Genomic DNA, 18,332 nt, shown 5'->3' on the forward strand with positions numbered 1-18,332 from the left:
GGCAGCGAACGAACATGCCGCAGGATAGCCGAATTGGCATCCAGTCGGAAAATTATGCAAAAAACGTCAGTCCTTCCTGCTCTTCCCAATGGGCATATCATTAAATTCCATAATGATTTGGGGACATTTACTTGCAGCGATAATCGCCCGAAACAGAGGGAAGGGGCTTTTTCAGATCACGCCGCGCCAGGGGCGGATAGGATTGCCACGAGAATTATCGAGAAATCGCAATGATCGATCGCACGATCCTAGCGCGTCAGGTGGCAACTCCCGCCCGCAGCAAGAAACGCCGGGCCTCAAAGAGCAAGGTCTGAAATATGCGCTATCGTGTGCTGTTGATCGCAGAAGCGGCCAACCCGGAATGGGTCAGCGTTCCTCTCGTCGGCTGGTCGATAGCAAACGCCCTGCGTTCGGTGGCAGACGTCCATCTGGTCACTCAGGTTCGCAACCGCCCGGCAATCCTGCGCGCGGGGCTGGTCGAAGGCGTAGACTTCACCGCCATCGACAACGAAGCCCTGATGCGGCCGCTATGGGCCGTGGCTGAAAAGCTCAGGGGAGGCGCCGGAAAAGGCTGGACCACCCTCGCCGCGCTCGGCGCGCTGGCGTACCCGCAGTTCGAACGGATGGTGTGGGATCGGTTCGGAGACGCGATCACGGCAGGCAGCTTCGATGTGGTACATCGCGTCACGCCGCTCAGCCCGACGGCAGCCAGTTCGCTCGCCCGTCGATGCTCCCGCGTCGGCGTTCCTTTCGTGGTCGGTCCGATCAATGGCGGAATTCCATGGCCTAAAGGCTTCGACGGCGAGCGTCGCCGCGAAAAGGAATGGCTGTCTTACGTTCGCGGGGCATACCGGGTGCTGCCAGCCATCCGTCAGACCTGGCGCTATGCCTCGGCGGTAGTCGTGGGTTCGGAACATACCGCGACGGAGCTTCCCGCCAGTTCGGCCGGCAAGACCGTCTATGTGCCGGAGAATGCGATCGACCCGGCGCGCTTTTCCAACTGCGGCACTGCCGCACGGTATGATACGCTCAATCTTTGCTTCATCGGTCGCCTTGTCCCTTACAAGGGACCCGACATCGCAATCGAGGCCGCCGCCGATCTTCTTCGGTCCGGGAAAGCCCGCCTTACGATGATCGGCGACGGTCCGATGATGTCCTCCTTGCGCGAACTGGCCGAGCGGCTCGGCGTCGCAAATGCCGTTGATTTCGCCGGATGGGTCGAACACGGCGAGATTCCGCGCCGCGTGGCGGATCACTCGGTATTTCTTTTTCCCAGTGTCCGTGAATTCGGAGGAGGCGCGGTTGTCGAGGCAATGGCGCTCGGACTCGTGCCCATAGTGGTGGATTACGGTGGTCCGGGGAGATCGTCAGTGCCAACACGGGTTTTCGTCTGCAGCTCGGGACCCGTGCAGAACTGCTCTTCAGAGCCCGCTGCGTTCTGCTCGACATCGCCGCAGGAACCCACAACCTGCCCGAAATGGCCGCACGCGGACGCGCCAGGGTCGAAGCGCTCTACACATGGCCCCGCAAGGCCGCGCAACTGGTTGAAGTCTACCGCTGGCTTCGCGGGCAACGCCAGGGGCCCCCAGAGTTCGAATACTTCGATCGACCGGACGCCGCCTTCGCAGCCGTCCCGATTGAAAGCCAGATCAGGGCAGCGGGCTGAGTGTCAGCCGCCAACGACATGGCTCGCCCCGCAGCGCATCGCTCGCGAAGCGGCCGCGCGCACGAACGCATCGCAACGAACGCCTTCGGTCAACCCCGGCTTCAATGGCCGCATGCAATGATCAGGATCGCAGCTGCATGAACCATGCCCAGCTATCAGACGTGCCCGGCGGCTCCATTCCCGCCGGCCCTGTTCTCCTCGGTCGCATCAGGAACCTGCTGCTGCGGGACACCAACATCGTTGTCATCTCGGTCGTCCTGAACAATCTCATGAGGGCGGTCAGCAGCGTCCTCCTGACTCGCCTGCTGGTTCCGGAGGTGTTCGGCATCACCGGCATCATCAGTTCGATCGCATTCACCGTCGGCATGATGTCCGATCTCGGCTTTCAGGGCTTCGTGATACGCCATCCCGATGGCGACAAACCGCGCTTCCTCGACACCATCTGGACGATGCAGGTGTTGCGTTCGGTCATGGTGACCGTGGCAATCCTGGCGGCAGCGCCCGCCATCGCCGCCTTGCTGGGTAAGCACGATCTCGAGATCGTCATCATCGTCTCGACGCTGTCTTTCCTGATCGACGGCGTGGCTTCCATCACCATGCTCACGGCGCTGCGTCATCGCATGATCCTGCGGTTGTCCCTGCTGGAACTGGCGGTTCTGACGCTCCAGGTGCTGCTGTCGGTCGTGTTCGCATATTTCTGGCGCAGTTACTGGGCCATCCTTGCCGCCGGGATGATCAGCAGCGCTTTCAAGACATTGCTAAGCTATCTGGTGTTCTCGAATTCGCTGCGGAGACCTGCCCTCGACCGCGGGTACATCAAGGATCTCTGGGGTTTTGCCCGGTTCGTGACAGGATCCAGCATCATCACTCTGTTCCTGCTGCAGGGCGACAAGCTGGTTTTGGCGCGCCTGATGCCGCTCGATCAGTTCGGCATCTATATGCTGGCGGTAAATCTTGCGGGAGCGCCCTTGGCGTTCGCCTGGGGCTATGCGAGCCGCGTGCTCTCTCCCTATTATGCGCAGGCCTGGCGCGACGGGATGCCCGACCTGCGGACCCTGTTCTATGCCAAGCGCCGCCTTCCCTCGCTGCTCTACAGCTTCGCCGCAGGCGGACTGATCGGAAGCGCGCCGTTGATCATCGCCATACTCTATGACCCGCGTTACGCCGATGCGGCCATCTATCTCCAACTGCTGTCCATCTCGTCCCTGCTGGCCTTGCCTTCCAACAGCGCAAACGAAGCGCTTACGGCCACGGGCTACGTCTCCCTCATGTTCCAGTCCAACGTGACGAAGTTCATCGGCATCCTCATCGCGGGCCTCATCGGGTTCAATGTGTGGGGCGTACTGGGCCTTGTCACCGCCGTGGGCCTGATCGAGATTCCGCCGCTCATCTTCAAATGGTTCCGGTTGCGCCAAGTGGGCCTGCTGGACCTGCGCAAGGAACTGTTGTTCCTTGCTGCCAGCATCCCGGGCGTGGCCATCGGCGCTGCCGGCGACTGGCTGCTCCGGCCGATGTTTGCCTGAAAGCGGAATATCTCGCGTGTTCTTGCCGATCCTGTTCGAGCCGATGCGACATCGCGCTTCACGAACACTGCGGCAATATGGGGAAGGGAGCACACCCCTCCGATTATTGCTAATGACCCCTGCCAATTGTGTGCCGAGTTCATTCCCCGATACTGGAGCAGTCCGAAAAACTCCGGGTGGAGAAGGCGTTGAATACTCTTGCTCGCACCTCAAGTTACTGGGAAGCTGCCAGTCCATCACCGCTTGCAACGGTAAGCATCGTTGTGCCGGTCTATGCCGGAGCCGCCTATCTGCGCGCGCTTGTTTCCGCACTCGATGCGCTGCGGCTCGAATGGCAAGAACACGGCGCTCCGCTCATCCTCGCCGAGGCGATTTTCGTCGACGACGCTGCCATTGACGCATCCGGTCCCCTGCTCGACGAACTGGGCCGCTCGCATCCGTGGGTCGTGCCAATCCATCTCTCCCGCAATTTCGGGCAGCACCCCGCCACCATCGTCGGAATACTTCACAGCTCGGGCGACTGGGTCGTCACGATGGACGAGGATCTGCAGCACCGGTGCGAGGCCATACCGGCGCTTCTGCGCGAAGCCGTCACCGCCCAACTGGACATCGTCTATGCAAAGCCGGCCTCGGCGGTGCATGAAGCCGCCATCCGGGATGGCTCCTCCCGCAGCTTCAAACGCGCCATGCAGTGGCTTACCGACAACCCGAACCTGACAAGCTTCAACAGCTTTCGCCTGATGCGCGGATCGATTGCGCGCGCCGCAGCCAGCGTCTGCTCGCACGACACATACCTCGACATAACCTTGTGCTGGTTTACCCAGAGGATCGGCACTCTGGCCGTCGAGATGAAAGACGAACGGTTCATCCGCACCGGGCGATCGGGCTATAGCCTGAAGTCTCTCTTCGCGCACGCTTGGCGAATGATATTCTCGAGCCAGATCAAGATCCTGCGCCTTGGCGCCATCGCCGGTTTCGCCGTCGTTGGCATCTCGATCCTCGCCGCGGTCTATTTCATCTGCCTCAAGCTTCTCTATCCCGAACAGATCCAGGTCCATGGGTGGACGTCGCTGTTCCTCGCCGTAACGTTCTTCGGTGGCCTTTCCATCTTCATGCTCGGGATCTCGCTCCAGTATCTGTCTTCGCTGGTGCTCAAAGCTCATGGAAAACCAACGTATTTCACAATCGATAGGTCAGGTGACGCGGCGACTTGCGAGTGGTTTGCGGCCCGGCACGAGGGCGCGCAAAGCACGGCTCGCTCCATTGCCGCCGCATGAGAATGCTGCGCATCCGCGGTGAGGAACGCCTCACGGTTCTCCTCTTCGGCCTCGGCCTCATCGGAGAAACCCTGGACCGCGCCTTGCGGCTGCGCTTCTCGGCCTCCGTCCAGGAATACCCGTATGACTGGTACGACGGCGAAACGAGGCAAGACCAGCGGGCCGCGATCGTGGCGGCTCTGGGAGATGCGACACGTATCGCGGTGGTGTGGTCGGGCGGGATCAGCGGGTTCGGTTCTTCCCGCGAGGAGATGCTCGCGGAAGGCGAAATTCTTGGCGAACTGATCGACTGGGCGCAGAGATTGCAGACCCGATACCAGGTGGATTTTCACCTGATCAGTTCGGCAGGGGGCTGTTCGAAGGCCAGACCCACTGTACTGCCGCCAGCAGACCCCGTCCGCTGCGCCCTTACGGCGAGGGCAAACTGTATCAGGAAGAGCGGCTAATGTCCGCGCACTTCCGGCGGCGCCATATCTACCGCCCCAGTTCCGTTTACGGCGGTGGGCGCTCGAAACGGCTGGGACTGGCAACGGCGCTCGCCGCCAATGCTCTGACCGGCAAGACCACCCGGATCATGGGAAACCCCGCCACCTTGCGCGATTATGTGCTTTCGGACGACATCGGCAGGTTCATGGCACGGCGCGTCGTGAACCCCGGCCCTGCCGACGAGATCATGACGATGGCAAGCGGCCGCCCCTCCTCCGTTGGCGAAATGGTCGAACTGGTCAGGGCAAAACTCGCCCTGCCGATGCTGGTGCAATTCGACCCTCACCCATCAAATGCCCGGCACATGAGCTTCCTGCCTTCATCGCTGCCGTTCGACTGGCAACCGACCGCCCTGGAATGCGGCATCGCGGAGTTGGTGAACGCGGTGCGCAAGAGGCTTAGCTGAGAGAGGCGGACATGGCTGACCACGTCGAGAACCCCTTGCGCGCGCACCGGCCGCTGCTGGCGATCTGGCTGCTGTCGATCCCGATTCTGGGGCTGCTCTATATAAAGATCGCCCCGTCTCCGGATCAGGCTCAGTTCAACTACATGGCGTGGATGGCGACCAAAGGCTATCCCTTCTATGCGGGCAGCTTCGACATGAATTGGCCGGGCGGGATGATCCTGCACAAAATCGCCGTTCAACTGTTCGGGCCCAGCGCGGAAGCATGGCACCTGTTCGACTTCATCCTGATGCAACTGGTCACCGTGATGGCGGCCCTGTTCCTGCACCGGGCCAGATTTACGCTCGCCCCCTTCGTAACCCTCGCGCTCTACCCCGCAATCTATGTGACTGCGGGTGGCTGGATGGCGGGACAGCGCGACATCATTGCAGTGGGAGTACTGATTGCCGCCTGCAGCATGATGCTGGCCCCGCGCTCGCAGGAACTGCGATCGATGGCCCTGGCAGGTGCACTGGTCGCGATGGCGGTGCTGATCCGCCCGACCTATGTTTCGTTTCTGGCTGGCCTCGCCTTGCTGGAACTACTGCCGGCCCAGTGGACAAGGCTGACGCGTCGTACCGGCCCTATCGCGCGCGTCGGCACCCTCGTGCTGACGTTCTGCCTCGTGATCGCGGCGATAGCCACTGCCGGAGCATGGATCGGCAACCTTGACGATTTCTATCAGCAGACCGTCTCCTTCACGCTGTCTGCCTACATGGGAAGCCCGGCGCGGAACATGACCAAAACCGTGACGGACCTGCTGCTTGGCGCCTATCATTGGGTCTTCGCCCTCGGGCTGACCGGGCTGGGACTGTGGATATGGCGCAGCCGAAGGCTCGAGTACCCCCTGCTCCTCCTGCTGGGCCTTACCGCAGCCATAGCGCTATCCTATACGGTGCAGCACAAGGGCTTTGGCTATCATCTGGGCGGAGTACTGCCGATTCTGGTCATGCTGACCGCCATCGCCTTCGATGAGGTCCGGCGCTTCATCAGCGAGCCGAGCCGGACGGCTCCCGGAAGACGGCTTGGCAGCGCTGTTCTTGCAGGCATGGCGCTGCTCACGCTCACCGGAACGGGAGCGAAACTGATCCACCATCGCGAACAGTTCCTCGATCTGCGCAACGGCCTTGCGCCGCTAGGCACTTATAGCAACCTGACCGAAGCTGAGCAGTTACGGCTCGTCGAGATCATCCGCAGCCGCACGTCGCCGGACGAACGCGTCGTTCTTTACGGCACCGCCTATCAGATACCTTACCTCGCCCAGCGCCTGCCTCCGTATCGCTTCATCAATCCCGCAGTCGAGCAGATTTCGCCGGACTTTGCCTATTACGCAGCATGGACCAAGGAGGCCGAGGACGGCCTCCGGATCAGCAGGCCGAAGCTGATCCTGGTGATGGAGGATGCCCTAGGCGAGAACCCCGAAGCGGCTCGACGTACGAGGACAGACGGACGCCCCATCTTCAACGCCATTAAGAGCTACATGGGCGATGACTACCGGATCGCTTACGAGGGGCCGTTCGGGGTTCTTTATGAAAGGACCGTCACCTGATGCGTTCGGAACTGGGAAGGGCTCTGCGGTTCATCGCGGTAGGCCTTTCATCTACCGCCTTCTATCTGGCTGCCTTGTGGGCCCTTGGGCGGTGGATACATAGCCTGATCATCCTGACCGCGCTTTGTTACCTGCTCAGCATGGCCTGCAACTTTGTCCTGCAAAGTACTTTCACATTCCGCGCAGGGCCGCCGACCAGACGCGCCCTGCTACGCTTCGGCACGATGCATCTCCTGGCAATGGCGGGCAATTCGGGGCTGATGTATCTGCTGGTGTCGGACCTGCGGATCCCGCTGTTCGGGGCTCAGGTCGCGGTGACGGGCGTGATCTCGGTCTGCATTTTCATAGTCTCGAAAACATGGGTCTATCGCCCGGTTGGCCCATCCCTGAAAACGGCCGTTCTCAATTCCGGATACAAGTGACGAGGTCCGCCGCAGAAACGGAAGTCAGGAAATTGGCATGGGCATGCGCCTGCCCGGCGCCCCCCACCCGCTCGCGGATTTCCGGGCGCTCGGCAAGCTGTGCGAGAATGTCGGCCAGGGCCGCCTCATCGCCCTGAGTGAAGAGAAACCCTGTTTCCTCATGCCGGATCATTTCCTGGGTGCCGCCGATAATGGAACACACGACGGGAATACCGACACTCATCGCCTCCATGACCGCCACCGGCGCCGCCTCGCCGAACCCCACGCTCGGCAGGACGAAGGCATCGTAGACCGCCAGAGACTTGCCGATATTGTCGTTGGCGACAGGCCCGATCATCCTCACCTGATCTTCCAGGCCAGCCTGGCCGATTGCGATTTCTATGTCCCTCGCGAAATCGCCGTCGCCGATGATGTCGTATTGAACCAGGATGCCTCTTTCCCGGAGCGCGCGCACCGCTTCAATCGCATGTCTGTGCCCCTTCATCGGGTTGAGCCGCGCGACGGTGACGATCTTCAATACGCGCGGCGCGCTCCAGTCCGTTCCCTTGCGGCTGTCGGGATCCAGCTCGATGCCCATCCGGATCAGCTTGGGCTCCTCCGTAAGGCCCGGAACGTGTTCCCGGACCTGACCGCAAAGCGCATCGGTGACGCAGGCGACGAATTTCGCGTTTTCGAACTTGAAGCCATGGCCGCGGCCGTAAATGGCAAGATCGCCATGGAGCGAGAGGCTGAACGGCGGCCCGCCGGACAATCTGCAGAACGCCAGAATATAGCCGGCGTCAGCGCAGCTGTGACCATGAATATGATCGATCTTCTGGCGGCGGCAAAGGAACCTCAGTCGCGTGCCGATCACGGCGAGCATCGCCAGCTTGAGACAGGATTCCTGCTCGTTCCGCAGTTGCCGCACATCCTGGCGAACCAGAACTTTCACGGAGAGGATAACTGCGATGAACCAGTAAAGCGCGTCCCGGACCCGAAAGTCGGCCAGATAGAGCGTTCTATCCGCCGCCATCCTCGAGAAGGCATGGCTCACATTGCGTTTCGGACGCCGGGTCGAGAAGATCGTGACCGCTTCCCCTGACTTCTCGATGTGCAGGATTTCACGCCAGAAGAACCCGTGAGTCTGCCCAGGAAACTCCGGAACAAGATATCCAATGTTCACCAGGACCTCTCAGGATGACAACAAATCCACCGGTGCCGGCGCGCGGCCATGCCGACGCGACTTCCCCAGCTTGGGTGTCTATGTGTCATCGCATTCCCGCCGACGCCATTCCGGGGACCAAGCAACGGAAATCGTGGAGGGGCGATCCTTAATGAAAATGCCGTGGCAGATGACGGCTTGCAGGAAGCTGCGCGGCTCAACCTGAAGGGTGACCCCGGGCCTTCGCCCGAGGCAGTTGCTCACTCAGGTCTCTGCCTTCCTTCCGACGAGCCGACCCATTTACAGCGGGTTATCCAGCTGGATGATCGCCTCGTCGCTGGCGCGCTGGGTGGTCTTGAGCTGGCGCGGGGCCTTGAAGCTGGAGAGCACCGGCGCGTCGCGCTCGTAGATGTCGTTGAAGGCCTGGAGCGTGCCGTCGATCGAGCGAGCGAAAGTGAAGTAGGTGAGATAGACCGGGAAAGTCCGGGTCATCGCCACTTTCTTGTACTCGCCCGCGCGCGACAGTTCGGCGGCATCGGTGCTGGACATGCCGGCGCCGAGAATCGCCATCGTCATGCCCAGTTCCACCGCACGCTCGGTGCGGATGCAACCATGGCTGAAGGCGCGCACATCGGAGTTGAAGTAGGACTTGGCGGGCGTGTCATGCAGGTAGATCGCATGCGGGTTGGGCATGTCGATCTTCATCAGGCCCAGCGCGTTGCTGGGGCCGGGCTGCTGGACGACGGTGATCATCCCGTTCTCGGCCTTATAGCCCTTGTAGCCGTTGTTGGCGGCCCACTTCGGGTTGTTCATGACCTTGGCGCCCAGCCCCTCGCCCTTTACGATCGACTGCGGCACCGTCCAGGTCGGGTTGAAGACCACCGCGCTGACCGTCTCGGCCAGCTGCGGGGTGGCGGTACGACCAGGCTTGCCCACCACCGTCTTGTACGTGCGCAGGATCTTGTTCTTGACCACCAGGCGCAGCTGGAATTCCGGCACGTTGGTCATCAGGTAGACGGTCCCGAGATCGCGGGCGAGCCAGCGCCAGCGGTCCATGTTGGCCTGGATCAGCGCGCGGCGATCCTTCTGCGCCATCGGCGTGGCGTTGAGCGCATCCTTGAGCGCGGCATAATCCGGGTTGGTCGGCGCGAGCTTGGCGACGACGCCGGCAACGTCGTGATCGGACAGCGCCTGCGCCATGATCTGCTGGGTGGGCATGGAATCCTGATCGGGATCGACCGCGAACCACTGGACGCGCGCGGGCATCGGCGTGCGGCCATCGCGCAAGTCCTCGATCAGCCAGGCGAAGACGCGGCTGGCGAGCGCGTCGAGCGCATCGCCCTCACCCTTGGCGATGGCGGCCTTGAGCGCGGCGGGCTGGTAGTCGGCGGGGATCAGGCCTTCCTTGCCGATGTAGCCGATCGTGGAGAGCAGCGCCTGCGCATCAGACACCGTCCAGGGCATGACGGGCTCGGCCAGCGTCACTTCCTGCACGATAGGGGAGGAGACGGTCGGCGCCTGCACCGGCACGGCGCCCGGGGCAGACGAGGGCTGCGCGGTCGGGACCGCTGCGGGACGCACCGGCCTCGCGGTCGCAGGAGCCGTCGGTGTCGGCGTCGCGATCGTCGGCGGGAGCAGGTCCTCGGGCAACTTCTCGGTCTTGAGTTTCTGCGCCTGAACCGGCTGCACGCCGACAGCCAGAAGCGTCAGCGCCGAGACGACGCTGGAACCGAAGCGCTTGAAACTCACCATATTGCCTTGAAACCTGCCCGATGGAGACCTTGGGGGAAGACGCGCGGCGCTCTCCAAGGTTGCCGCCACGCCGCATAGATGTGCCCGTTTACGCGCCATTCTTCAAGGATGCGACATGTCCCGGCGATGAATTGCTTGCGCACAACCTTGCGCCGGGCGAGAGGCGCAGGCGTCATGCCTGCCGCTTCCACCCCCAACCCGCCTGGTTTGCCCGTGCTTGCCCCGGTCCTGGCCGTGGTCGCCGGGATCGCCGCATTCAGCATCATGGATGCCGCGATGAAGGCCGCTTCGCTGGTTCTCGGCGTCGGCACGGCGCTGCTCCTGCGCAACCTTTTCGGGACGCTGCTGACAGTCCCGCTGTGGTTGGTCAAAGGCCGTCCGACCCCGACCCGCAAAGTGGCACTGTTCCACTTCCAGCGCTCGTGCGTCACCTCGGTGATGGCGGCGCTGTTCTTCTACGGCCTCGTGCGCATCCCGATGGCCGAAGGCATGGCGATCTCGTTCTTTGCGCCGATCATCGCGCTCTATTTCGCGGCGCTGCTGCTGGGCGAAACGATCCGCCCGCGCGCCGTCTTCGCCGCCCTGCTCGGTCTTGTCGGCATGGTGGTGATCGGCGCCGACCGCTTCGGAGCCGGGCAGTATGGGGCCGAAGCGATCAAGGGCACCGCCGCGATCGTGCTCTCCGCCGTGTTCTATGCGCTCAACCTGGTGATGCAGCGCAAGCAGGCCCTGCTGGCCGGGCCGGTCGAGATCGCTCTGTTCCAGAACCTGGGCGTCACGGTGCTGTTTGCCCTGTTCGCCCCGTTCTACTGGACCATGCCCGATGCCGCGAGCCTTGCATGGACGCTGCTCGGCGCCGCGCTCGCCACCACCGCGCTGCTGTTCCTGTCCTGGGGCTATGCGCGGGCCGAGGCGCAGGTGCTGGTGCCGGTCGAGTACACCGGGTTTCTCTGGGCCGCGCTCATGGGCTGGATGGTGTTCGGCGAACGCCCCGGGCCCGGGATCGTCGCAGGTGCGGCATTGATCGTGACGGGTTGCTGGATCGGCACGCGGCCCGCCCAAAACAACACCTAAGTCTAGCCCCGCGCGCCCTTGACCTTAGGCCGCCGAGAGCCCACGTCCGGGACTAGAGATTTCCGCCTGTCGCACTGCAACACGACGCAGCAAATCGTGTTGTCCCCGAGGCAGGCTCTACACAAAAGGGGATAAAGCCCACCATGACACAGGTCGGACAGGACTCGCTCGGCACCCGCAGCACCATGACCGTCGGCGGCAAGACCGTCGCTTACTACTCGCTAGCCAAGGCATCCGAGAAACTGGGCGATGTTTCCCGCCTCCCCTTCTCGATGAAGGTGCTGCTCGAGAACCTGCTGCGCTTCGAGGACGGCGGCTTCACCGTCGGCACCGAGCATATTCAGGCCGTGGTGGACTGGCAGAAGAACCCCGTCACCGGCGAGGAAATCCAGTACCGCCCGGCCCGCGTTCTCCTCCAGGACTTCACCGGCGTCCCCTGCGTGGTCGATCTCGCCGCCATGCGCGATGCGATCGCCAAGCTCGGCGGCGACACCAGCAAGATCAACCCGCTGGTCCCGGTGAACCTCGTCATCGACCACTCGGTCATGGTCGATGAATTCGGCCACCCCAAGGCCTTCGAAGAGAACATGGAGATCGAGTACGCCCGCAACATGGAGCGCTACGACTTCCTCAAGTGGGGCTCCAAGTCGCTCTCCAACTTCTATGCGGTGCCGCCGGGCACCGGCATCTGCCACCAGGTCAATCTGGAGAACATCGCGAAGACCGTGTGGTCGAGCGAGGACCAGAACGGTGAACTGGTCGCCTATCCCGATACCTGCGTCGGCACCGACAGCCACACCACGATGGTCAACGGGCTCGGCGTCCTTGGCTGGGGCGTCGGCGGGATCGAGGCCGAGGCGGCGATGCTTGGGCAGCCGGTTTCGATGCTCATCCCCGAAGTCGTCGGCTTCAAGTTCGTGGGCGAGCTGAAGGAAGGCGTCACCGCCACCGACCTCGTGCTCACCTGCACCTCGATGCTGCGCAAGCACGGCGTCGTCGGCCGCTTCGTCGAGTACTTCGGCCCCGGCCTCGCCTCGCTCAGCCTCGCCGACCGCGCGACGCTCGCCAACATGGCCCCCGAATACGGCGCGACCTGCGGCTTCTTCGGGATCGACGACAAGACGCTCGACTACCTGCGCCTGACCGGCCGCGAGGAAGAGCAGATCGCCCTCGTCGAGGCTTATGCCAAGGAGCAGGGCTTCTGGATGGAGCCGGGCGCGCCCGACCCGATCTTCTCCTCGACGCTGGAGCTGGACCTGTCGACCGTCGTGCCCTCGCTGGCAGGGCCGAAGCGCCCGCAGGACTGGGTCGCCCTTCCCGAAGTGGACGACGTGTTCAACGCCGACATGGCCGCGACGTACAAGAAGACCCCGCAGCGCGTCCCCGTCGAAGGCAAGGACTTCGACATCGGTGACGGCGACGTCATGATCGCGGCGATCACCAGCTGCACCAACACCTCGAACCCGAGCGTGCTGGTGGCCGCCGGTCTCGTCGCCAAGAAGGCGGACGAGCTGGGCCTGAAGCCCAAGCCTTGGGTCAAGACCAGCCTCGCGCCGGGATCGCAGGTCGTCACCGACTATCTCAACAAGGCAGGGCTACAGGCGCACCTCGACAACATCGGCTTCAACCTCGTCGGTTACGGCTGCACCACCTGCATCGGCAACTCCGGCCCGCTGGCCGAGCCGATCAGCAAGGCGATCAACGACAACGGCCTCGTCGCCAGCGCGGTGATCTCGGGCAACCGCAACTTCGAGGGCCGCGTCTCGCCCGACGTGCGCGCCAACTTCCTCGCCTCGCCGCCGCTCGTCGTCGCCTATGCGCTCAAGGGCACCGTGGCGGAGGACTTCCTCACCACCCCCATCGGCAAGAGCAAGGACGGCGTGGACGTATTCCTCAAGGACATCTGGCCGACCAACCTCGAAGTCGCCGAGACGATGACCGCTGCCGTCGACCGCCAGATGTTCCAGGCCCGCTACGCCGACGTCTACAAGGGCGACAAGCACTGGCAGGCGATCAATGTGGTCGGCTCGGAAACCTACCAGTGGCGCGCCGGGTCCACCTACGTCGCCAACCCGCCCTACTTCGATGGGCTAGAGATGACCCCGGCGCCGGTGACCGATATCATCGAGGCGAAACCGCTGCTGATCCTGGGCGATTCGATCACCACCGACCATATCTCTCCGGCCGGCTCGATCAAGGCCGACAGCCCGGCGGGTAAGTGGCTGATGGAGCACCAGGTCGCCAAGGCGGACTTCAACTCCTACGGCTCGCGCCGCGGCCACCACGAAGTGATGATGCGCGGCACGTTTGCCAACATCCGCATCCGCAACGAGATGGTCCCCGGCATCGAAGGCGGCATGAGCCGCTTTGGCGAGGAGCCCGGCGCGGTCTACGACGTCGCGCAGAAGTACAAGGCGCAAGGCACCCCGCTGGTGGTGATCGCCGGCAAGGAGTACGGCACCGGCTCCTCGCGCGACTGGGCGGCCAAGGGCACCAACCTGCTGGGCGTGCGCGCGGTCATCGTCGAAAGCTTCGAGCGCATCCACCGCTCCAACCTCGTCGGCATGGGCGTGCTGCCGCTGCAGTTCAAGGAGGGCGACAGCCGCCACTCGCTGGCGCTGAATGGCGACTGCGCCTTCACCATCAAGGGCGTGGCCACCCTGAAGCCGGGTCAGGACGTGGACGTCGAGGTGACCCGTCCGGATGGCACGCAGTTCACCTTCACCGCCCTGTGCCGCATCGATACCGCCAACGAGGTCGAATACTTCAACAACGGCGGCATCCTGCAGTACGTGCTGCGCAACCTCGCCGCGAGCTGATCCGGCGCGGCGCGTCGGATGCCGAAACGAAAACCCCGCCTGGCGCGATCCAGGCGGGTTTTTTATGCTGCCTCGCGGCACCTCAAAAATAGATATCGATGTAATCCGTTAGGCTGTCACACCATTCGAATTCGCGCAGCCGGTAATACCTGCGATTCTGTGTTATCGCAAAATGCCAGATCTTCGTCTTATCGCACTGGCGTCCGGCATCGGGCGTATCGGTGATGGCGATGCGGCCCTCGAAAGTGAAATAGTCTGCGCCAATCTCGGAGATGGTGCCGTCGAGGAACAGACGCCCCGCCCCGCCCGCTTCGGCCTGTGCACCGCGCAGCTTCCAGACGCCATCGTCCTGCCGCACCACTGCCGTGCCGCGCGTGTTCCAGTCGATCCACTGCAGCGCCAGTCCCTTGTTCGCCGCTAACCGCTGCGCGCTCTTCGCGTCGAGGATGCGGGTGGGCTGCGGGGTACTTTGAGCGGAAATGGACGGACCGAGCGGGATCAGCAGGCCAGCGAGCAGAAGGGAGCGAATACGCATCGCCTGACATTACGGGGCTCGGCGCCGACATGGAAGACCTTGCGCTTGCACGCTTGGCCACGGGCGGTTCGTCGCAAGTCAATCCCGTCCGGCATTCGGGATCAGAGGTGCACGAAGCGGCCGCTCGCGCCGATCACAAGGCACGCATCCTCGCATCAGTTACACAGGATGGGCAACATAGTCGCTTCCGAGAAAAGCGCCCGGATTGTCGAGATCGAAAGCATCGATCGGCGATTCCTCGCCCGCAAGGTCGATCTGGTAAATCCGGTATCCTGAATCCCGAAAGAACTGGAAAATTGCTGCCGCCTTCGCGCGATTGGCCGCGGCAACATCCTTATCGATGGCTTCCCGATCGTCGCCCATGTAATTCGGCAATACCTCAAAGAAGCAGATCGGCCGGGCGCGTGCGATCGTTTCGGACAAGCCCCGGAATACGCTCAGTTCGGCACCTTCGACATCGACCTTGATAATGGCCGGCGCGAGCACGTTCAGATCCTGCAACGCGCCGTCCCCTTTGCGCGCCGGAACGAATTGGGGCGGCACAGTGTCAACATACCGAGCCCTCGATTGCACATCGAGCGTCCCCATTTCATCGTAAGACCCCTCCGCGTAGAACGGCAGGAGGCAATCACTGTCGCTGAGCGCAACGCCGACCACCGTCGCGTTACGAAGGGCGTTGTCCTTGATGAAAAGCTGAGCGAGCGCGCAACATGCAGACTGCGGCTCGAAGCCGACATACTCTCTGTCCGCGTCGATCGACAGGATGCGCAGCAACGTCTGCCCCTTGTTCACTCCGACATCAACGATCGGTCCAGCCCGCGAAGCCATCGCAGCGCCCAGTGGCTTGGCAAGGTACGGCTCGTGCCCCATGTCGACGGCAAACTGGCTTGGAAGGTAGCCCTTCACGCGGTAGCGACGGGTACCAATGGAAACCTGACTGCCGAGTTCCCGAGCAAGGCGCGCAAAGTGAAAACGCAAGCTTTGCAACTTCATCAGCTCTGGCCCCGGGCAATTGTTCATCCGGCTCGCTGGATACCAGCCCTGAAAATGACCGGGTATTGGGACAATCAACCACGCTGTTACTGCCGTTTTGCGACCGTAGCGCGGACTCATCGCATAATCACCAGTGCGTATAGTGGTGACATGATACTTGGCGATGATGACCGTTGTCGTAAATCGGATGTCATCCAGTCAGCGGATTCGCGCTGCGGCGCCCGCGAATTGCGAAGCTCCGGAACAGCAGCCTCCCTTGCGCAAGGACGCGTCGCCAGCACGCTTTGTCAAGCTGCCACCCAGCGCCTGATCTCCTCCGCCAGCCCACGCGGCATGTGCTGCGGCAAGTCATCCAGGGCAAAGAAGCGCGCCTCAACGATTTCACGCCCGTCGGCGCGCGGCTCGCCGCGGGCGGCCCCGCGCACCACCCGCACAACATTGCGGCTGCCGTGCAGTTCCTCGGTGCTCACGGTCAGCAAGCGCGCGCCAACGAGTACGCAGCCGGTCTCCTCCAGAGTTTCACGCACTGCAGCCGCGACCGGGTCCTCGCCGGATTTGAGGCCGCCTCCAGGCGGCATCCATTTGTCCGAGCCATAGGAATGGCGTACCAGCAGTATGCGCTCATCCGCATCGAGCGCCAGTATGCGCACCCCGTCGAGGCGCGGACGCCACAGGCGCCAGATCTTCACGCGTATCGCATGCGCCGCCCGGTAGAGCGCCCGGTGCAGCGGCGCGGGCAAACGGATCAGCAGAAGCACGTGACTTTCGCGCGAGTCGTACGCAGCAGGCGGGCGACGGGCAGGTCATGCTCCCCGGCAATCGCCGCGTCGAAAACCGCGCGCTTGTCGGCACCCCGGATGACGAACACGATCTCGTCGCTATCGATGAGCGAGGGAATGGTGAGGCTCACCCGATCAAACGGCGCCTCGGGAGGGAGCGGATCGGGGGTCAGCCGACGAACGGGCAGCAGATCATCGACCTGGGGGTCGGTATTGGGGAACAGCGAGGCGATATGACCATCGCCGCCCATCCCCATCCATGCGATGGCGAAATGCGGCGGCGTCGCATCCTCGGTCAGCGGGACAATCCTCGCGCCGGCGGGCTCGAGCCGGGCGCGGATCTTGCCAACGTTGCTGGCGGGATGGTCCTCGGCAACGATGCGGTCATCGCCGGGCCACACCGCAATGCGCGGCCACGGGAGATCCTCGGCCGCAAGCCGCTCGAAGATCGGGAAAGGCGTGGACCCGCCCGGCACGGTCACGGCGATCTCGATAGATACAGCCAGCGCACTGCGCAGGCGCGCGGCAAACCAGGTGGCGATGGCAGCGTCGTCGGCGCCTTCGATCATTTCGACGTTGAGCATAAGGAGCGCCCTAGCACTCCGCCGCTTGCTGCGGAATGGGCCAAGCGCAATTCTCGCGCAGGAACCGCGCGCGCTGCCCACCCTGGTCGGCCCTGTCGTCGATGATGCCGTCAGCGGCATTATCGCCGGCTTCTCCGGCCGGTTTCGTGGTCGCTTTCAGCATCGCGACATTGGCCTTGTGGTGCGACGGGAAATGATATTTCCTGGCTGGATGCAACGCAGCAGTGTTACATCCAACTGGACCGTAGCCGTAAGTCGCCTTGCCGGCGATCGGCATGAAGAATGAGGCCAGACCGCTTGCGGGTACGCAGAACGAATTGTTTCATACTCCGGCTCTGCGGCTGGGCCGTGCTGTCACTCGTCCTTGGGAGCGAAGCGCTGTCATCCCCGGCCGTGGCGGCAGCGCCCGATGAGCCGTGGCCGGTTACCTTGCGACAGCAGATGGCGCGGGTAACTTCGATTGGATACCGGCTGAACCGCGCTGCTGTCGGCATCTGCGAGAAGCAGGCTTCTACGATCGGTGTGGCAATCGATGATCTGGGCGCCTATGAACAAAGCGATCGCTCCGCGATTTCCCAGCTTCTGGACATGGGCGAGGATCCTCAGATCGCGGTCGTCGTCAAAGGCGGGCCTGCCGATATCGCGGGAGTCCATGCCGGCGATACACTGGTTTCCATCGATGGCCGTGCTGTCCGCGGCATTATCGCCTCATCACCTGACAAAGCGCTGATCGCCGACGAACTCGAGCAGCGGCTCGCGCAGTTTCCCGCCACTGCGCCTCTCACGCTCGGCCTGCGCCGCGACGGAAAGGACGTCCAAGCGCAAGTGCGGCCCGAGCGTACCTGCGCGGCTCGTTTCGTCATCAAGACCGGTCAGGGGATCACCGCTTTCTCGGACGGCAACAATGTCGCGATTTCGAGCAGGCTCATCGACTTTACCATCAACGACGACGAACTGGCGCTTGTTGCGGGACACGAGCTTGGACACGTGGCCTATCAGGACGGTACCGCGCCGAACATTGCCGAACGTCGCCGAATGGAAGATCGCGCGGATGCCCTGGGCTTGCAGCTTGCGACATGCGCCGGCTTCGATCCGGAAATCGGACTGCAGTTCTGGTTACGCCGGGACAAGCAGGACATGCTGCGACTGCTGCGCGACCCGACGCACCGCTCGCGCAAGGCGCGCGTCGAACTCATGAAGGCGGAGATACCGAAAGTTCACTGTCCGGTTCGCTTGTGAGTCGCTCACAGCCATTGATCCTGACGCCGCTACCCCGCCCTTTCTGATTC

17 protein-coding genes are annotated in these 18,332 nt (G+C 63.0%); 10 read left to right on the plus strand and 7 right to left on the minus strand.

The genetic code is table 11. From position 1 onward, the window contains the following. Positions 1-317 precede the first annotated feature (317 nt). The 7 genes from KZO24_RS13075 to KZO24_RS13105 all read left to right on the plus strand — a co-directional run bounded on the left by KZO24_RS13075 (position 318) and on the right by KZO24_RS13105 (position 7,366). Positions 318-1,787, plus strand: a complete 1,470-nt coding sequence (locus KZO24_RS13075; RefSeq protein WP_486486336.1) for a glycosyltransferase family 4 protein — start codon at positions 318-320, stop codon at positions 1,785-1,787. 16 nt (positions 1,788-1,803) lie between these two features. After that, positions 1,804-3,189 carry an oligosaccharide flippase family protein gene (locus KZO24_RS13080; protein ID WP_285021745.1) on the plus strand — a complete coding sequence of 462 codons (1,386 nt, stop codon included), beginning with the start codon at positions 1,804-1,806 and terminating at the stop codon, positions 3,187-3,189. A gap of 188 nt (positions 3,190-3,377) precedes the next feature. Beyond that, the gene (locus tag KZO24_RS13085; protein ID WP_285021743.1) at positions 3,378-4,466 is read left to right on the plus strand and encodes a glycosyltransferase; all 1,089 of its coding nucleotides are present in this window, start codon (positions 3,378-3,380) and stop codon (positions 4,464-4,466) included. 2 nt (positions 4,467-4,468) lie between these two features. Then, positions 4,469-4,912 carry a hypothetical protein gene (locus tag KZO24_RS13090; RefSeq protein WP_486487207.1) on the plus strand — a complete coding sequence of 148 codons (444 nt, stop codon included), beginning with the start codon at positions 4,469-4,471 and terminating at the stop codon, positions 4,910-4,912. After that, entirely contained in the window at positions 4,891-5,358 is a 468-nt protein-coding gene (locus tag KZO24_RS13095; RefSeq protein WP_486487174.1) for an NAD-dependent epimerase/dehydratase family protein, read from the plus strand. The genes KZO24_RS13090 and KZO24_RS13095 overlap by 22 nt, the downstream gene beginning before the upstream one ends. A gap of 11 nt (positions 5,359-5,369) precedes the next feature. Next, positions 5,370-6,944 carry a hypothetical protein gene (locus tag KZO24_RS13100; RefSeq protein ID WP_486486337.1) on the plus strand — a complete coding sequence of 525 codons (1,575 nt, stop codon included), beginning with the start codon at positions 5,370-5,372 and terminating at the stop codon, positions 6,942-6,944. Then, a complete protein-coding gene (locus KZO24_RS13105) occupies positions 6,944-7,366 on the plus strand; it encodes a GtrA family protein (RefSeq protein ID WP_486486338.1) in 423 nt (140 codons plus the stop codon). Before KZO24_RS13100 ends, KZO24_RS13105 begins: the two co-directional genes overlap by 1 nt. Here the strand turns inward: KZO24_RS13105 and KZO24_RS13110 are convergent. Beyond that, positions 7,347-8,528: a glycosyltransferase family 4 protein gene (locus KZO24_RS13110; RefSeq protein WP_486486339.1), complete on the minus strand. Its 1,182-nt coding sequence runs from the start codon at positions 8,526-8,528 to the stop codon at positions 7,347-7,349. The genes KZO24_RS13105 and KZO24_RS13110 overlap by 20 nt on opposite strands. A gap of 279 nt (positions 8,529-8,807) precedes the next feature. Next, positions 8,808-10,259 (minus strand): L,D-transpeptidase family protein, encoded by a 1,452-nt coding sequence (locus tag KZO24_RS13115; protein ID WP_486486340.1) that lies wholly within the window; start codon positions 10,257-10,259, stop codon positions 8,808-8,810. 174 nt (positions 10,260-10,433) lie between these two features. Between KZO24_RS13115 and KZO24_RS13120 the strand changes: the two genes are divergently transcribed. Together KZO24_RS13120 and acnA are read left to right on the plus strand one after the other, a co-directional pair. Next, positions 10,434-11,333, plus strand: a complete 900-nt coding sequence (locus KZO24_RS13120) for a DMT family transporter (RefSeq protein ID WP_285021740.1) — start codon at positions 10,434-10,436, stop codon at positions 11,331-11,333. Positions 11,334-11,476: 143 nt separating this feature from the next. Beyond that, on the plus strand, positions 11,477-14,152 hold the full coding sequence (gene acnA / locus KZO24_RS13125) for an aconitate hydratase AcnA (RefSeq protein ID WP_285021738.1): 2,676 nt from the start codon (positions 11,477-11,479) through the stop codon (positions 14,150-14,152). An 82-nt stretch (positions 14,153-14,234) separates the two neighbouring features. On the opposite strand, the gene KZO24_RS13130 is transcribed toward acnA, so the two are convergent. The 5 genes from KZO24_RS13130 to KZO24_RS13150 form a co-directional block, all read right to left on the minus strand. Beyond that, positions 14,235-14,687 carry a hypothetical protein gene (locus KZO24_RS13130; RefSeq protein WP_271181251.1) on the minus strand — a complete coding sequence of 151 codons (453 nt, stop codon included), beginning with the start codon at positions 14,685-14,687 and terminating at the stop codon, positions 14,235-14,237. 159 nt (positions 14,688-14,846) lie between these two features. Beyond that, a complete protein-coding gene (locus KZO24_RS13135) occupies positions 14,847-15,800 on the minus strand; it encodes an FkbM family methyltransferase (protein WP_486486341.1) in 954 nt (317 codons plus the stop codon). A gap of 167 nt (positions 15,801-15,967) precedes the next feature. Further along, entirely contained in the window at positions 15,968-16,438 is a 471-nt protein-coding gene (locus KZO24_RS13140; RefSeq protein WP_271181249.1) for an NUDIX domain-containing protein, read from the minus strand. Continuing rightward, entirely contained in the window at positions 16,426-17,043 is a 618-nt protein-coding gene (locus KZO24_RS13145; RefSeq protein ID WP_486486342.1) for a 6-phosphogluconolactonase, read from the minus strand. Before KZO24_RS13145 ends, KZO24_RS13140 begins: the two co-directional genes overlap by 13 nt. Before the next feature lie 10 nt (positions 17,044-17,053). Further along, a complete protein-coding gene (locus KZO24_RS13150; RefSeq protein WP_486486343.1) occupies positions 17,054-17,320 on the minus strand; it encodes a hypothetical protein in 267 nt (88 codons plus the stop codon). Between the two features lie 71 nt (positions 17,321-17,391). On the opposite strand from KZO24_RS13150, the gene KZO24_RS13155 reads away from it, so the two are divergent. Continuing rightward, entirely contained in the window at positions 17,392-18,282 is an 891-nt protein-coding gene (locus KZO24_RS13155; protein ID WP_289357455.1) for a M48 family metalloprotease, read from the plus strand. The last annotated feature ends 50 nt before the right edge of the window (positions 18,283-18,332 follow it).

This window comes from Novosphingobium sp. NFX11 (assembly GCF_057376415.1).

Bases quoted from the DNA above. Each gene is read 5' to 3' on its own strand.
- KZO24_RS13145 (WP_486486342.1), bottom strand. From the start codon at position 17,043: ATGCTCAACGTCGAAATGATCGAAGGCGCCGACGACGCTGCCATCGCC.
- KZO24_RS13100 (WP_486486337.1), top strand. From the start codon at position 5,370: ATGGCTGACCACGTCGAGAACCCCTTGCGCGCGCACCGGCCGCTGCTG.
- KZO24_RS13130 (WP_271181251.1), bottom strand. From the start codon at position 14,687: ATGCGTATTCGCTCCCTTCTGCTCGCTGGCCTGCTGATCCCGCTCGGT.
- KZO24_RS13150 (WP_486486343.1), bottom strand. From the start codon at position 17,320: ATGCCGATCGCCGGCAAGGCGACTTACGGCTACGGTCCAGTTGGATGT.
- KZO24_RS13120 (WP_285021740.1), top strand. From the start codon at position 10,434: ATGCCTGCCGCTTCCACCCCCAACCCGCCTGGTTTGCCCGTGCTTGCC.
- KZO24_RS13090 (WP_486487207.1), top strand. From the start codon at position 4,469: ATGCTGCGCATCCGCGGTGAGGAACGCCTCACGGTTCTCCTCTTCGGC.
- KZO24_RS13105 (WP_486486338.1), top strand. From the start codon at position 6,944: ATGCGTTCGGAACTGGGAAGGGCTCTGCGGTTCATCGCGGTAGGCCTT.
- KZO24_RS13115 (WP_486486340.1), bottom strand. From the start codon at position 10,259: ATGGTGAGTTTCAAGCGCTTCGGTTCCAGCGTCGTCTCGGCGCTGACG.
- KZO24_RS13075 (WP_486486336.1), top strand. From the start codon at position 318: ATGCGCTATCGTGTGCTGTTGATCGCAGAAGCGGCCAACCCGGAATGG.
- acnA (WP_285021738.1), top strand. From the start codon at position 11,477: ATGACACAGGTCGGACAGGACTCGCTCGGCACCCGCAGCACCATGACC.
- KZO24_RS13080 (WP_285021745.1), top strand. From the start codon at position 1,804: ATGAACCATGCCCAGCTATCAGACGTGCCCGGCGGCTCCATTCCCGCC.
- KZO24_RS13135 (WP_486486341.1), bottom strand. From the start codon at position 15,800: ATGAGTCCGCGCTACGGTCGCAAAACGGCAGTAACAGCGTGGTTGATT.